This is a genomic window from Paenibacillus hebaui, from assembly GCF_051934385.1.
In the GTDB taxonomy this organism is placed as follows: Bacteria; Bacillota; Bacilli; order Paenibacillales; family Paenibacillaceae; genus Paenibacillus.
The window spans coordinates 2265854-2279011 of sequence record NZ_CP196836.1 but is presented as its reverse complement, the minus strand read 5'-3'; the positions used below and the strand labels follow the sequence as shown (position 1 = coordinate 2279011).

Below are 13158 nucleotides of genomic sequence, written 5' to 3'. Positions count from 1 at the left end.
ATTTCATCCATAAAAGGAGTCGTTGACATGTCGTCAAGTGAATCACTTTCGTGGAGACGGTTATTTTCTTTCTTTGTGCCGCTTGGCATTTCCGCCTCTCTCGTCACCATTTCTCACGTTATCATTAACAGCACGCTCGCACGTTCCGCACATCCAGAGACGGTAATCGCCAGTTACGCCATTGCTGGTAGCCTGCTGACTCTCACGGAACGCCCCTCTACCCTATTGCGGCAAACCTGTTCCGCGCTCGTTCGGGACCGCCTTTCCTTTCAGGCCCTCACTTTTGTAACTAAAGTATTTCTTGCCTGTGTGCTTCTAATTGGATTTCTCATCGTATACTCTCCCGTGGGTACAGGTGTATTCAAATATTTGTTTGGCGTAAGCCCGGATCTGCTAACCAAAGTGATCGATGTTTATGAAATTCTCATGTATGTCAGCATCTTTTCCGTTATCCGCAATATTTATCAGGGCATCATCATTACGAATAATCGGACCAAGTGGCTGACGATTGGCATGTTGTTCCGCCTTGCCGGCATGTATAGCCTTTCGTTGTATTTCATCTACACGGACAGCATTGACAGTGGACGTGTAGGCGCTATCATTTTTGCTGCCGGCATGATGATTGAAGCTTTGGTCAGCTTTCTTGAAGGAAATAGCATCAAGCGCAAGATGCCAGTCAAGCTGGAGGATCATCCCGTCGAAAGTAAAGGAGATGTTTTTCGCTTCTACAAGCCGTTGTTGTTATCCAGTTTTGTCGCTCTGTTTATAGGACCTGTGATTAACATTGTACTTGGCAAAACGACCGGGATCGCTCTCGCCATTTCTTCTTTTGCCGTAGCGAGCAGTCTGATGCAGTTAATGCTGAGCTTTTTCACATACATCCATCAGATCGTGCTGAATTTCTATCTTATTGATCCCAAATTGGTGAAGAAATTCGCGCTTGTCACCGGATTTATTCCGTTTGCCATGACCGTATCGATCGCCTATACCCCCTTGGGACCCTGGGTACTGGAAAATGTAATGAGCGTTCAGGGCAATCTGTTGGAACAAAGTCTCTGGACACTGCGTGCGTTTGTGTTATTTCCGCTGATTTTCCCTTTTTTGGACTTCAGCAACGGTCTGATTCTGCTTCGTGGACAGACCAAAACGATGTTTCGTTCACAGACAGCCAATGCCATATGTACCGTAATCGTACTGCTTATTCTAGTTAGTATATTTCCAGCATGGAACGGCATGATCGGAGCTGTAGCCCAATCCCTTGGCTTACTCGCTGAGCTTATTATTGTCTGGCTTGTTATCCGGCGAACTCAGAAGGAACCTACAATGTCTGTGCCGTCACCCAGGAAATCTTCATCACTCAAAGGATAAAAAATTGAACTGTTATTAAGAATGGAGCTTCTCATCATGAAATTAAGTCACACCGCCCGGCCAGATCAGACCTGGCTGCGGGCATTGATGTTCACCATCTTTGGTTCCACCGTACTGGTGGTATCCTATTTCCAGCTTTTCTTCAGCCACCTTGGATTTAGTCGGGCTGAGATTGGTTATCTGTACGGCATCGGTCCTCTGGTATCCGTGTTCTCGAACATGTTCTGGAGCATGGCCAGCGATCGATACAAAACGGTACGCAAAGTCATGATCATCTTGCTTGCCGGGCAACTAATCACAGGAATAATGCTAGCCAATGCCACGACATTTGGTCAGGTATTTGTGCTGGTGACTCTATTTTATTTTTTCTATTATCCGGTGTATCCACTGGCAGATACGATGGCAATTACAACGGCCAGCAAGTATGGCCGAAATTTCACTTCTATCCGAGTCTTCGGATCGATAGGGTATGCTTTCTTTGCGCTGAGCATTGGGTATTTTCTTGGAGCTTTTGGTCCGGGATGGACGATATGGCTCTGTATCGGACTGGCTGCTACCACACTGCTCATCAGTTTCCGGTTGCAGGACCAGCCTTCTGGCAACAGCAGTAAAATGGATCTGTCAGGGCTCTGGGCGATATTAAAACGTCGGGATGTGCTCACCTTTTTTGGATGTGTCTTCCTGCTTGCCCTGGGCCACAGAATGAACGAAGCTTTTCTCACCATTACCCTGAAAGAACTGGGTGCCAGTGAGGGGCTGATCGGCTGGTCTCTGCTGATCTCTTCCGCAAGTGAAATTCCAGTGTTTCTGCTGCTTAGCAGGTATGGAAATCGTTACAAGGAGCTTCCGCTGCTTACCTTCGCTGCCCTGATGTATACCGTTCGTTTACTTCTGATGTCCATCTCGGATACACCCGCAGCCGTTGTTGCCATTCAGACGATGCACAGTGTTACGTTCGGCATTTTCTATGTTACGGCAGTCCGCTATATCACTCGTCTTGTTCCCGATGGTTACCGCGCTACAGGAATGGCTCTGTTCACCATTGTATGGTCCAGCGCCTCAGGCCTGCTCAGCGGAACATTGGGTGGATTGTTACTGGAACATGCAGGCAGACACACCTTCTATCTCACTGCGATGGCTTTCTCTCTGGCGGCACTGATTGGATTTGCCTTAAAGCTTATGTCCAGTAGTTTGAATAACCGCTTGTCCTAAACGTAGAGAAACCTCGCCCCTTCTGAACTTATCAAATCAAAAAAAGCACAGCATCCCACAAAGGGAACTGTGCTTGTGTTCTTATATTCAGCAAAAGCCAATCATTTATTTATAAGACATCCGGTAACCGGAAATATTCTTACAATTTGTTTACGTTAGCTGCTTGAGGACCACGGTTTCCATCAGTGATTTCGAATTCTACCGCTTGACCTTCTTCCAATGTTTTGAAGCCGTCTCCTTGGATTGCGGAGAAATGTACGAATACGTCCTCGCCGCCTTCAACTGAAATAAAGCCATAGCCTTTTTCTGCGTTAAACCATTTAACTGTACCTTTCAAATGAAAAACCTCCTAAAAATATCGCCATCTATGGCGAATACCTTAATTATACGGTATGACCTTCCTCTTTGCAATTTATCTTTTCAATAAAATTCGAAAAAATTTGCTTTGAATCGTAGGGTACGGTATCATTTTACCAAAACCGTTAGTTTGGAGACTACCTATGATAAAAAAACATGAAATATACAAAACAGACAAGTGGAATATGATGACTGTAGAAGTTCAAGGCAAATATCTTGTCCTTCGTGAAATTTCGGAAGAATGGGGCGAAGAATGCCATACCTTCCTTAGCCGCCCTGCATTGATGCACTGGGCCGAGCGCCGCTTCCCAAAAGCCGATTTTGAGAATCGTGAGGATGAATGGCGTCAACTGATGGCCGCCTTCAAAGGGGTCTAACCCATGCAGCTTGACGGAACCAATGTCGTCATTTTTATTATTCTTGTCTTCTCTATGGGAGTTATTCTAATTCTGGGACGTAATTCCATCCCGGATCGTCTGAGACGTGGAATGGCTCTTACAGCTACCCTGCTGATTTGTTTTGCGTTTTTCCTAATCGTTTACTTCCTGTACAACATGGGAGCCTAGCTTAGTCAAATATTTCAACGCGCTCCAGGCCATACTATACGGGATTATTCGTAATAGTAAGGAGGAAGGCCGTTTGAAATACCGCAAATCACTGGCCATTTTGCTGGTACTTAGCCTGATTCCTTCGTCTCTCTCCGCACAAGCGAGCGGGACGAGGGCTGCTTCGTCTATATTTTCATCACTTCATCAAAGGAGGATTCCCATGAGTCAACTATTGAAACGTTCCGAGGTGCCAACTGAACACAGCTGGAAACTGGAAGATTTATTTGCCGATCAGAAAGCCTGGGATCAGGAATATGAAGAAGTATCGTCTTTGACCAAGAAAGCCTCCGAATTTCAGGGAAAACTGAACAAGCCTGAGGCACTCAAGTCCTGCTTTGAACTCGAAGATGAGATTAGTCTCAAAACGGAACGCCTCTTTGTTTATGCCCGCATGCATCAAGATGAAGACACAGCTAATCCTACATATCAAAACCTGTCCCAAAAAGCGCAAAAGCTCGGCGTACGGGTCGGTGAAGCCCTTTCTTATGTCACACCCGAGATTCTATCCCTCCCGGATGATCAGTTGGATGCCCTCATTTCAAACGAGAAACTTTCAGCCTACAAGTTCACTCTGGAAGAGATGAAACGAGAAAAAGCGCATGTTCTGAGCCATGCAGAGGAAGCACTATTAGCACAGGTGGGCAACCTGTCACAGGCGCCACAGACTATCTTTAGCATGCTGAATAATGCCGATCTCAAGTTCCCCAGAATTAAGGATGAAAACGGCAAAGAAGTGGAACTGACACATGGCAGCTACATTCAGTTTCTGGAAAATCCAAATCGTGAAGTTCGCGAACGCGCCTTCAAAGCAGTATACGAAACATATGCCAAACAAAAGAATACCATCGCTGCTTCCTTGAATGCCAACGTAACCAAAAACATGTTCTATGCCAATGTTCGGAAGTATCCTTCCGTTATGGAAATGTCTCTTTATGGGGATAACATCCCGAAAGATGTCTATACGAATCTTGTGGATACCATTCATGAGAGCCTTCCCCTTTTGCATCGTTACATGGACCTGCGCAAGAAATTGCTCGGCGTAGATCAATTGCATATGTATGATCTCTTTGCCCCACTCGTGGATGAATATAAAATGGATATCACCTATGAGGAAGCCAAACAGATGGTTAAAGATGGCTTGCAACCGCTGGGTAAGGATTACGCTGATGCCCTACAGGCCGGTTATGATGACCGCTGGATTGATGTATACGAAAATGAGAATAAGCGTTCAGGCGCATACAGCTGGGGAGCTTACGGTACGCACCCTTACGTCTTGCTGAATCACAAAGATAATCTGAACAGCATGTTTACACTGGCGCATGAGATGGGCCACGCCCTGCATTCCCATTATTCGGACACTTCGCTTCCGTATCGCGATGCACAATACACCATCTTCCTGGCTGAAGTTGCATCCACAACCAATGAAGCGTTACTGATGGATTATCTGCTCAACAAATCAACAGATCCTAAGGAAAAGCTGTACCTGCTGACATACTATGCAGATCAGTTCCGTACCACTGTATTCCGTCAGACCATGTTCGCTGAATTTGAGAAAATCATTCACGAACGTGCGGAGCAGGGCGAGGCATTAACTCCACAACTGTTATCCGAGATCTACTATGACTTGAACGTCAAATACCATGGGGACAGTATGGTTGTGGACAAAGATATTGAGATGGAATGGGCACGTATCCCCCACTTCTATAACAGTTTCTATGTCTACAAATACGCGACGGGCTTCTCGGCAGCAACCAGCTTCTCCAAGCAAATCTTGGAAGAAGGTCAGCCTGCTGTTGACCGCTATCTTGGCTTCCTCAAAAGTGGTGGCAGCGACTATTCCATCAACATCCTGAAAAAAGCAGGAGTGGATATGTCTACGCCAGAGCCCATTCGTGAAGCCATGAGTGTCTTCAAAGAACTGATTGAACAAATGGAACAACTAACTAAATAAGGTTGCTTTACGTAACATGTGACCTGCATCCCTTGCCCATTTGGGCAAGGGATTTTATAATCAAGCGAGATGCAGGATACCCGAATCGGGGTAATGCATACATAGTCCTGAATTTTCAACAAGGAGGTAACACCATGAAAATGCAATGGGCGCTCATAGCAGGTCTCGTTTTTGCACTGCTCACTGGAATTTTTGCTGTAATTAATGTGGATTCCGTGCAAGTTAACCTGTTATTCAACACGGTTCGTATCCCGCTGATTCTGCTAATTCTGGGATGTACACTGATCGGTGGAATTATAGTGGGGTCTTATGGCATCTTCCGCCAATATCGACTACAACGTGAGAACAAGCAATTGAAATTGCGTGTAACTGAATTGGAAAGCTCGACGGCGAGCAACTCTTCGCTAGACTCTTTCAACACGATGGGACCTTTGGGAACAACAGATTCGGACCATTCTGTTGGCAAGGATTCCATTCAGAGTCAGAATAAAGAAAACCCTACAGGTACGTTGTAACAATTACAGGCAGCCTGCTGGCGATTATGAATGGCATTGTACATTCCGCCAGACAGGCTGTATTCTGTTTGCAGAACACCTTTCTGCGCATTCTTTAACGAGGAGGAAATTTTATATGAGTGTTACTATTGATGAATCATATGTCCTGTCTTTTCTGAAAAAATTACTGGATACTCCCAGTCCTAGCGGCTACACACACCACATTATCGAGATGATCCGCAAAGAAGCGGAATCGCTTAATATTGCTTGTGAATTAAACAACAAGGGTGGCGCAGTGCTCACTTTGCCCGGCCAGGATACGTCCAAGACGATCGCATTGAGCGCACATGTCGACACGTTGGGCGCCATGGTACGCTCCATCACACCTTATGGTACATTGAAACTGACTTCTGTCGGTGGATTTTCCATGCAAAGTATTGAGAATGAATATTGTACCATCCATACCCGTAATGGAAAGACTTACACAGGCACCATTCTCTCCCTTCATCCTTCTGTGCACGTCTACCCGGATGCACGCACGTTTGAACGTACAGAAAGCCATATGGAAGTTCGCATTGATGAAGTGGTCTCTTCTAAGGAAGCTGTACTGGAACTCGGAATTTGTGTGGGTGACTTCATCTCCTTCGACGCTCGTGCAGTCATTACGCCCAGCGGTTATATCAAATCCCGTCATCTCGATGATAAAGCCAGTGTAGCAGCTCTGTTTGGCATACTCGAATCTGCATATCGTGAAGGCTGGAAACCACTACATAACGTTTCGCTACTCATCTCAAACTACGAGGAAGTTGGACATGGTGCATCCTATATCCCTTCAGAAATCAGCGAAATGATCGCTGTAGACATGGGCGCAATGGGCGACGACCTCAGTTGTAAAGAAACCGATGTATCCATCTGTGCCAAGGATTCGTCCGGCCCCTATGACTATGACATGACCAATCGCCTGATTGAGCTGGCTAAACAAGCAGGTATGGATTATGTTGTTGATATCTATCCTCAATACGGCTCAGATGGCAGTGCAGCATTGCGTGGAGGAAACAATATCCGCGCCGCGCTCATTGGTCCGGGGGTTCATGCCTCCCATTCCATGGAGCGCACACATAAGGACGCCGTCATGAATACAGCACGACTGCTCGCCGCCTATATTACAACCAAGTAAATTTTGAGTTTCTTCATGAATTATCACGATCTATCTTGAGAAAGAGAGGACACCTCGGCAGCACCGTTTTCGGCGCGTTGGACGTGTCCTTTTTTTCGTATATATCTTAATTAGGTTCGTTCAATATGCTCGCGATACCTACGCTCCACAACTTCTAACTCTGCCGTGTGTTTACGTATTTCATTTTTCAGCACATGTACGTCTTTCGAACCATCGTTTCATATAACGAATAACGAGCTATATGCTGTAGAAATAAAAAAACGCCCTCTCTCAAAAGGCGACATCACATCACTTTTTGAAGAGAGGGCGATTGATTAATAAAAAGGTTAAGACTTGCTCTGCTCAATCTGCTCTGCAAGTTCATTCAGAACGGTCCAGCGTTCCATCAGTTCGTCCAGATGACGTGCCGCCTCGGCTTGCTGGGCCATTAATTCCTGCAGACGGGCTGAATCGCTGAATGATTCTTCCATCTCTTTGTTAATTCGGGCCAGATTGCCTTCAGCTTTCTCAATATTCTCATCGATCTGCTCATATTCCCGTTGCTCCTTGAAGCTGAACTTCATTTTCGCTTTAGCTGCAGAAGCAGCAGGTTTAGTTTCCTCAGATTCCAGTTTCACCTTGGTCGCTGTTCCTGTTCCATTTTCCTGAGCTGTCCCAGAGGCGTTTTTGAGCATCCATTCCGCATACTCACTGTAGTCACCCACATGTACACGTACAGCGCCATCACCCTCAAACGACAACACTTTATCCACTGTCCGATCAAGGAAGTACCGATCATGGGATACGACGAAAACAACACCCGGGAAGTCATCCAGGTAGTCTTCAAGTACAGCAAGTGTCTGAATATCCAGATCATTCGTCGGCTCATCCAGCAACAGTACATTTGGAGCAGCCATCAACACACGTAACAGGTACAGACGGCGCTTCTCCCCACCAGACAGACGGGAGATTGGAGTCCACTGTGACGCAGGAGTGAACAGAAAACGCTCCAGCATTTGGGATGCTGTAATGAGAGAGCCATCGGCCGTTTTCACATTCTCAGCTACTTCCTTGATGTACTCAATGACACGCAGAGTTTCATTCATCTCCTGATGCTCCTGCGTGAAGTAGCCCAAGTTAACGGTAGGACCAACAACAACCTCACCCGCATCCGGTTCCAGCTTGCCGGAGATCATCTGCAACAGCGTTGATTTACCGCTGCCATTCGGCCCGACAATACCAACCCGGTCACCTGGTACCGCGATATAACTCAGATCCTCTATCAGTTTACGGCCATCAGCCGACTTGGACAAATGTTCGATCTCCAGTATTTTTTTACCCAAACGAGTAGAACCAACAGATACCTCCAATGAGCCTGAACGATTGATTCCCTGCTGATCTTTGAGCTGTTCGAAGCGGTCGATTCTCGCTTTTTGTTTTGTTGTCCGCGCCTTGGCACCACGGCGAATCCACGCCAGCTCTGTACGCAGAAGGTTTTTTCGCTTTTGTTCCGAGGACGATTCTCGCTCTTCACGCTCCGCCTTCAGTTCCAGAAAGCGGGTATAGTTCGCCTCATAACGGAACAAGCGGCCATGATCCAGCTCCAGCATGACATTCGCTACACGATCCAGGAAATACCGATCATGCGTAATCATAAGCAGCGCACCGCGCCGTTTTTGCAAATACTGTTCCAGCCAGACTACTGAATCATTATCAATATGGTTCGTCGGCTCATCCAGAATGAGCAGTTCGCAGGGATGAATCAGTGCAGAGGCAAGGGCTACCCTTTTGCGCTGTCCACCAGACAATGTGCCCATCCGTGCATCGAATTGACGAATTCCCAGTTTGGACAAAATGCTCTTTGCTTCACTTTCCATCTGCCAGATCTGGAGCTGCTCCATCTCCTGATTCAAACGTAATAATTGTTCCTGCACGGCTGGATCAGATGGATTGAGCTCTAATAACTCCATCGTTTCTGTATATTCACGCACCGTTTTCATCTCCAGGCTATCGCCTTCGAATACTTGTTGCAGTACCGTGTTATCCGGATTGAACTGCGGATTCTGTGCAAGGAACTGAATACGTACACCATTCCCGATGGAAATCTGCCCCGCGTCTGCAGGCTCCATGCCTGCAATCACTCGCAAAAATGTAGACTTTCCGGTACCGTTTACACCAACGACGCCAATCTTATCCTGATCGGCCATGCCAAACGAAGCGTCCTTGAATAATATTTTTTCGCCATAACTTTTCGCAATTTGCTCTACCGTCATTATGTTCATTGCTCGTTACCCACTTCTCTGTAAATTAAATTTCAGTATCACCGCATCGGTACACTCCATTTATACTTGTAAAAAGGAACGGCAACCGTCCAGAAACAGAGCTGCTGCAAAGGAAATCCGTTTGTTCAGATCTTCCTCGTTGAACTCTGGATTAAGCATAATATCCATCTTCAGCCGGTCCAGAATTCCGATGTAGGCTTCAGCCAACAGAACAGGCTCAGGTACGCTTGCACTTTTCAGCACCTCACACACCATGCTCATATATTCGTTCATAAATGCTTTCATGAATTTCATCAGATCCGGATCATTATTGGGTGCCATAAAAAACAACTTCGTATGATTGCGACGCTCATAATAATACGTAAGATGAGTTTTGGCTATTGCCCCAAGCTTATCCCCTGTATTTTCACGAGAGTTCAAAGCATAATCAAGACGACTGATAAAACTGTTGCAATCCCGTTTAGATACGGCAATAAATAATTGCTCTTTACTTTTGAAATATAAATAAATAGTGCCTTTTGCGATGCCTGCTTCGTCCGCAATATCAGACATTTTCGTCTCATAGAAGCCTTTTGAGCCAAAAATACCGTATGCTGCATCCAAAATAGCCTCCGATTTGTCTCCCTGCACAGTGCTCAAATGCACTCCCTCCCTACAACGCCAAAATGTTACCCAAACTGATAGCCAAACATCCCCCGATGACCGAACTGAGCACGTTCACCAGATCATTACTCATCCATGACCAGCCACGCGCCCGAACCGTTCGGTGTCCACAATGCTCACTTACCTCGACCTCACGGCCGCACACGGTACAACGATACATATACTGAACCGTCGCGCCCAGATAGGAATCGGCAAAAGCACCTGCCAATCCGCCTACAAGGCCGACACATGTCCAGCTGAGCAGACTCAGCCCTTCTAACCCGGCAATCCAGGAAAAGAAGAACGCTCCCGCACCAATTAATGCTCCGCCCACGGCAGCAGCCAGTGTGCCGAGTAATGAAACACCACCCGAAGTACCTGGCGTCAGAACCTTCCAGGTTACAACAGAGCGTGGCGGCTTGCGACTAAGACTTCCCCATTCGGTTGCCCACGTATCCGATGTAACGGTAGCCATAACACCAATAAAGGCGTACATCCATGCTGGGTGCGGAAAGATCCAGTATCCCAGACATAGAACCATGCCCATTCCTCCATTGGCCATCACTTGTCCAACATCACGATTGCCCGTCTTCGCATAGGACTTCTCCAGTTCCTGCTTGCGATCCTTACGAAACCTGGAGAGCAGCGTTGAAGTAATGAAGAACAGCAATAGTGTGCCAAACCAAAACAGGTTACCAGCTCCGTAATATATCGTCCCCATCATCACAGCTGCCAGGCAGCCAGACAGGGTTAGCGACTTCTTCCAGTAGGCAGCACCCGCCACAATAAAAGCGCACACAGCGCCAATAATCCAGTCCATAAATTCTCCTGCACGTGACAGCATCTAAGCTCACATGACGTTTTATTATATTTTTGAAATTCAATTATACCACGGTTTGATGCCAATGCCGAAATCCATGGGTCAGCACACCAAAAACCTGTTTCAGCATCTTTTTAGAAGCTGCCCAATCCCAAGGCTGAATATTTATTTATCCAAATTTAAGTTTCACTTCAGCTTTCCCGGTTACACTATTATCAGAACGATACATCAGAATCAAGTTACGATTCACTGTTGTACTTCAACTATAGAATTGAGGATGATACGAATGAACATGAAAAGAGTAATGATTGTCGGAACGATGGTTGTAACGATGTCCTTCGCTGGGACTGCCTGGAGTAAATCGGCCATCTCTCCAATTCCTTTGACGAAATGGTCCATCGTCAGTATGGCTGCCGAAGACAAGAATGAGGATAAATTGCTGACTGCCCTGAACCAACCGTCCGAAGAAGATTTGTACCAGGAGCTACTCGTCGGTAAATCACTGAGAACCATTGCAGGAGAAAATGGCGGTGACTTCAGCCAAGTCATTACTTTGCAAATAAGTCAGCTTAAAGAACAGTTGGATGAACGCCTGGCAAGTGGATCTATTGGTTTGGAGCAACACGCGGCACAGAGCGAGGAACTCGAAGAACTGGTAACGAGGAGCGCCAATGCCTCCTACAACTGGGCGTGATGCGTATAGGCTAACATGTCAATTTGCAGTAAAAAATGACATACCAAAAAGGAGCGCTGACACGCCCCTTCATCGAACTTCTTTTTATAGATGCATAGAACTAGAACTTATTCTGCCGCAGTAATCGTGGACTTGCCTAAGGACACACCGTCCCAAGTCAACTCCAGCACATCTCCCGCTGCGGTTGGACCTACACCCTCAGGTGTTCCGGTAAAAATAACATCTCCCGGCCCAAGGCCGTAATGATGACCTACATAATCCACGATCTCTTGAAGGCTGAAGATCATATTACGTATATTCCCCCGCTGGACTTCGTCACCGTTTTTGGTCAGAGTAAAGTCTTTTTCAAGCAATGCCTGAGCCCCCGGAAATGTCTGGAATGCAGTAACCGGTGCAGCGTTTTTGAATCCTTTGGCCGCTGTCCAGGGATGGCCCTTTTTCTTGATAACCGACTGTACGTCTCGTAACGTAAAATCAATACCTAATGCATACGCGTCAACCAATTCATCCACAGTCATCCCCGACTCATAACTCCGGCCGATTCGAACAACCAGTTCAGCCTCATAATGAACTTCACCTTTTGTCGCAGGCAGTTCAATCAGTTCCCCATTCAAAGGCACAACCGCATGAGAAGGCTTCATAAAAATCATCGGTTCATCTGGAACCGCGTTACCCAATTCTTCCGCATGAAGTTTATAATTACGTCCTACACAGTATACATTGCGAATGTTAGTCAACATGGGTTAATAACCACCTTTATCGGATTCATTAGTGCATATAAAGGTTGCACATATATGGAGTTACGGTCTGAAGAATCGGCTGCTCGTCTCCTGGAATGCCTCCTCCCATACATCAGGCCGATTCGTACATAACATAATCTCCGGGTCAACTGCCGCGAGCCGCTTCATAATGATTTTGTCATCCACCGTCCAGGCCATCACTTGAATGCCCGCACTTCGCATCTCGCGCATCAGCGATTTGTCCACATGGGTATATCCAATGGAGAGAAAATCGCAGCCCATTTGCTGTAATGCCGCTAACAGATCACCAGGCCGTGCATCAATAATTAAGCCCGTTTTGAACTCCGGGGCCAGTTTCTTAACCTCCACCAGCGCGGTCGGTTCAAAGGAAGTGATCACCACGTCATTTTGCATATGCCTTTTTCTCACTTCATGAATAACTGCCGCAGGCAGACCCGGATACATGTCTCCCTGCGTTTTCAGTTCAATGTTCAATCGGACTCTTCCACATGAACGATCCAGTAGCTCACTTAGAGCGGGAATCCGTTCGCCTTTATACGTCTTGTTTTTCCACGCTCCGGCATCCAGCCGTTGCAGATCCGCCCAATCCGTATCCCGAACCAGGCCTTTGCCATTGGTCGTGCGGTCCAGTGTAAAGTCATGAATAACTACCGGCACACCATCACGCGACAGCTGTACATCCAGTTCCATCCATTGAACCTCAGGCTGTTCCATGGCAAGCAGGAACGCAGCCATCGTATTCTCTGGTGCAATGGAAGAAAATCCGCGGTGGGCTACACAAAGGTTGTTCATTCCATCCCCTCCTCAAAAATA

Annotated in this window: 14 protein-coding genes; 8 read left to right on the top strand and 6 right to left on the bottom strand. The window is 46.6% G+C overall.

All coding sequences use genetic code 11. From position 1 onward, the window contains the following. Positions 1–27 precede the first annotated feature (27 nt). Both ACR32F_RS10495 and ACR32F_RS10490 read left to right on the top strand, forming a co-directional pair. Positions 28–1368 carry a multi antimicrobial extrusion protein MatE gene (locus ACR32F_RS10495; protein ID WP_440118654.1) on the top strand — a complete coding sequence of 447 codons (1341 nt, stop codon included), beginning with the start codon at positions 28–30 and terminating at the stop codon, positions 1366–1368. Between the two features lie 36 nt (positions 1369–1404). Beyond that, positions 1405–2580 carry an MFS transporter gene (locus ACR32F_RS10490; protein ID WP_440118653.1) on the top strand — a complete coding sequence of 392 codons (1176 nt, stop codon included), beginning with the start codon at positions 1405–1407 and terminating at the stop codon, positions 2578–2580. 139 nt (positions 2581–2719) lie between these two features. On the opposite strand, the gene ACR32F_RS10485 is transcribed toward ACR32F_RS10490, so the two are convergent. Further along, positions 2720–2917: a cold shock domain-containing protein gene (locus ACR32F_RS10485; protein ID WP_017689394.1), complete on the bottom strand. Its 198-nt coding sequence runs from the start codon at positions 2915–2917 to the stop codon at positions 2720–2722. Between the two features lie 163 nt (positions 2918–3080). On the opposite strand from ACR32F_RS10485, the gene ACR32F_RS10480 reads away from it, so the two are divergent. The 5 genes from ACR32F_RS10480 to ACR32F_RS10460 all read left to right on the top strand — a co-directional run bounded on the left by ACR32F_RS10480 (position 3081) and on the right by ACR32F_RS10460 (position 7167). Further along, positions 3081–3314: a hypothetical protein gene (locus ACR32F_RS10480; protein ID WP_017689395.1), complete on the top strand. Its 234-nt coding sequence runs from the start codon at positions 3081–3083 to the stop codon at positions 3312–3314. Positions 3315–3317: 3 nt separating this feature from the next. Further along, positions 3318–3503 carry a hypothetical protein gene (locus ACR32F_RS10475; protein ID WP_440118652.1) on the top strand — a complete coding sequence of 62 codons (186 nt, stop codon included), beginning with the start codon at positions 3318–3320 and terminating at the stop codon, positions 3501–3503. Positions 3504–3705: 202 nt separating this feature from the next. Continuing rightward, the gene (pepF, locus tag ACR32F_RS10470; protein ID WP_440118651.1) at positions 3706–5496 is read left to right on the top strand and encodes an oligoendopeptidase F; all 1791 of its coding nucleotides are present in this window, start codon (positions 3706–3708) and stop codon (positions 5494–5496) included. Between the two features lie 134 nt (positions 5497–5630). Then, entirely contained in the window at positions 5631–6011 is a 381-nt protein-coding gene (locus ACR32F_RS10465) for a LapA family protein (protein ID WP_440118650.1), read from the top strand. A 115-nt stretch (positions 6012–6126) separates the two neighbouring features. Then, positions 6127–7167, top strand: a complete 1041-nt coding sequence (locus ACR32F_RS10460) for a M42 family metallopeptidase (RefSeq protein ID WP_440118649.1) — start codon at positions 6127–6129, stop codon at positions 7165–7167. A gap of 326 nt (positions 7168–7493) precedes the next feature. Here ACR32F_RS10460 and ACR32F_RS10455 read toward each other — a convergent pair whose 3' ends face one another. The 3 genes from ACR32F_RS10455 to ACR32F_RS10445 are packed head-to-tail and all read right to left on the bottom strand — an operon-like array spanning position 7494 to position 10890. Further along, entirely contained in the window at positions 7494–9428 is a 1935-nt protein-coding gene (locus tag ACR32F_RS10455; RefSeq protein WP_440118648.1) for an ABC-F family ATP-binding cassette domain-containing protein, read from the bottom strand. A gap of 60 nt (positions 9429–9488) precedes the next feature. After that, positions 9489–10067 carry a TetR/AcrR family transcriptional regulator gene (locus ACR32F_RS10450; RefSeq protein WP_440118647.1) on the bottom strand — a complete coding sequence of 193 codons (579 nt, stop codon included), beginning with the start codon at positions 10065–10067 and terminating at the stop codon, positions 9489–9491. A gap of 13 nt (positions 10068–10080) precedes the next feature. After that, positions 10081–10890, bottom strand: a complete 810-nt coding sequence (locus tag ACR32F_RS10445; RefSeq protein WP_440118646.1) for a DUF92 domain-containing protein — start codon at positions 10888–10890, stop codon at positions 10081–10083. A 286-nt stretch (positions 10891–11176) separates the two neighbouring features. Between ACR32F_RS10445 and ACR32F_RS10440 the strand changes: the two genes are divergently transcribed. Further along, entirely contained in the window at positions 11177–11584 is a 408-nt protein-coding gene (locus tag ACR32F_RS10440) for a hypothetical protein (protein ID WP_440118645.1), read from the top strand. Between the two features lie 107 nt (positions 11585–11691). Here ACR32F_RS10440 and ACR32F_RS10435 read toward each other — a convergent pair whose 3' ends face one another. Next, positions 11692–12324, bottom strand: coding sequence for a fumarylacetoacetate hydrolase family protein (locus ACR32F_RS10435; protein ID WP_440118644.1), 633 nt, complete (start codon positions 12322–12324; stop codon positions 11692–11694). Between the two features lie 60 nt (positions 12325–12384). Beyond that, on the bottom strand, positions 12385–13137 hold the full coding sequence (locus ACR32F_RS10430; RefSeq protein ID WP_440118642.1) for a glycerophosphodiester phosphodiesterase: 753 nt from the start codon (positions 13135–13137) through the stop codon (positions 12385–12387). Positions 13138–13158: the final 21 nt, after the last annotated feature.

Coding starts and splice junctions, on each gene's coding strand:
- ACR32F_RS10480 (WP_017689395.1), top strand. CDS start 3,081: ATGATAAAAAAACATGAAATATACAAAACAGACAAGTGGAATATGATG.
- ACR32F_RS10475 (WP_440118652.1), top strand. CDS start 3,318: ATGCAGCTTGACGGAACCAATGTCGTCATTTTTATTATTCTTGTCTTC.
- ACR32F_RS10435 (WP_440118644.1), bottom strand. CDS start 12,324: ATGTTGACTAACATTCGCAATGTATACTGTGTAGGACGTAATTATAAA.
- ACR32F_RS10455 (WP_440118648.1), bottom strand. CDS start 9,428: ATGAACATAATGACGGTAGAGCAAATTGCGAAAAGTTATGGCGAAAAA.
- ACR32F_RS10495 (WP_440118654.1), top strand. CDS start 28: ATGTCGTCAAGTGAATCACTTTCGTGGAGACGGTTATTTTCTTTCTTT.
- ACR32F_RS10430 (WP_440118642.1), bottom strand. CDS start 13,137: ATGAACAACCTTTGTGTAGCCCACCGCGGATTTTCTTCCATTGCACCA.
- ACR32F_RS10445 (WP_440118646.1), bottom strand. CDS start 10,890: ATGGACTGGATTATTGGCGCTGTGTGCGCTTTTATTGTGGCGGGTGCT.
- pepF (WP_440118651.1), top strand. CDS start 3,706: ATGAGTCAACTATTGAAACGTTCCGAGGTGCCAACTGAACACAGCTGG.
- ACR32F_RS10460 (WP_440118649.1), top strand. CDS start 6,127: ATGAGTGTTACTATTGATGAATCATATGTCCTGTCTTTTCTGAAAAAA.
- ACR32F_RS10440 (WP_440118645.1), top strand. CDS start 11,177: ATGAACATGAAAAGAGTAATGATTGTCGGAACGATGGTTGTAACGATG.
- ACR32F_RS10465 (WP_440118650.1), top strand. CDS start 5,631: ATGAAAATGCAATGGGCGCTCATAGCAGGTCTCGTTTTTGCACTGCTC.
- ACR32F_RS10490 (WP_440118653.1), top strand. CDS start 1,405: ATGAAATTAAGTCACACCGCCCGGCCAGATCAGACCTGGCTGCGGGCA.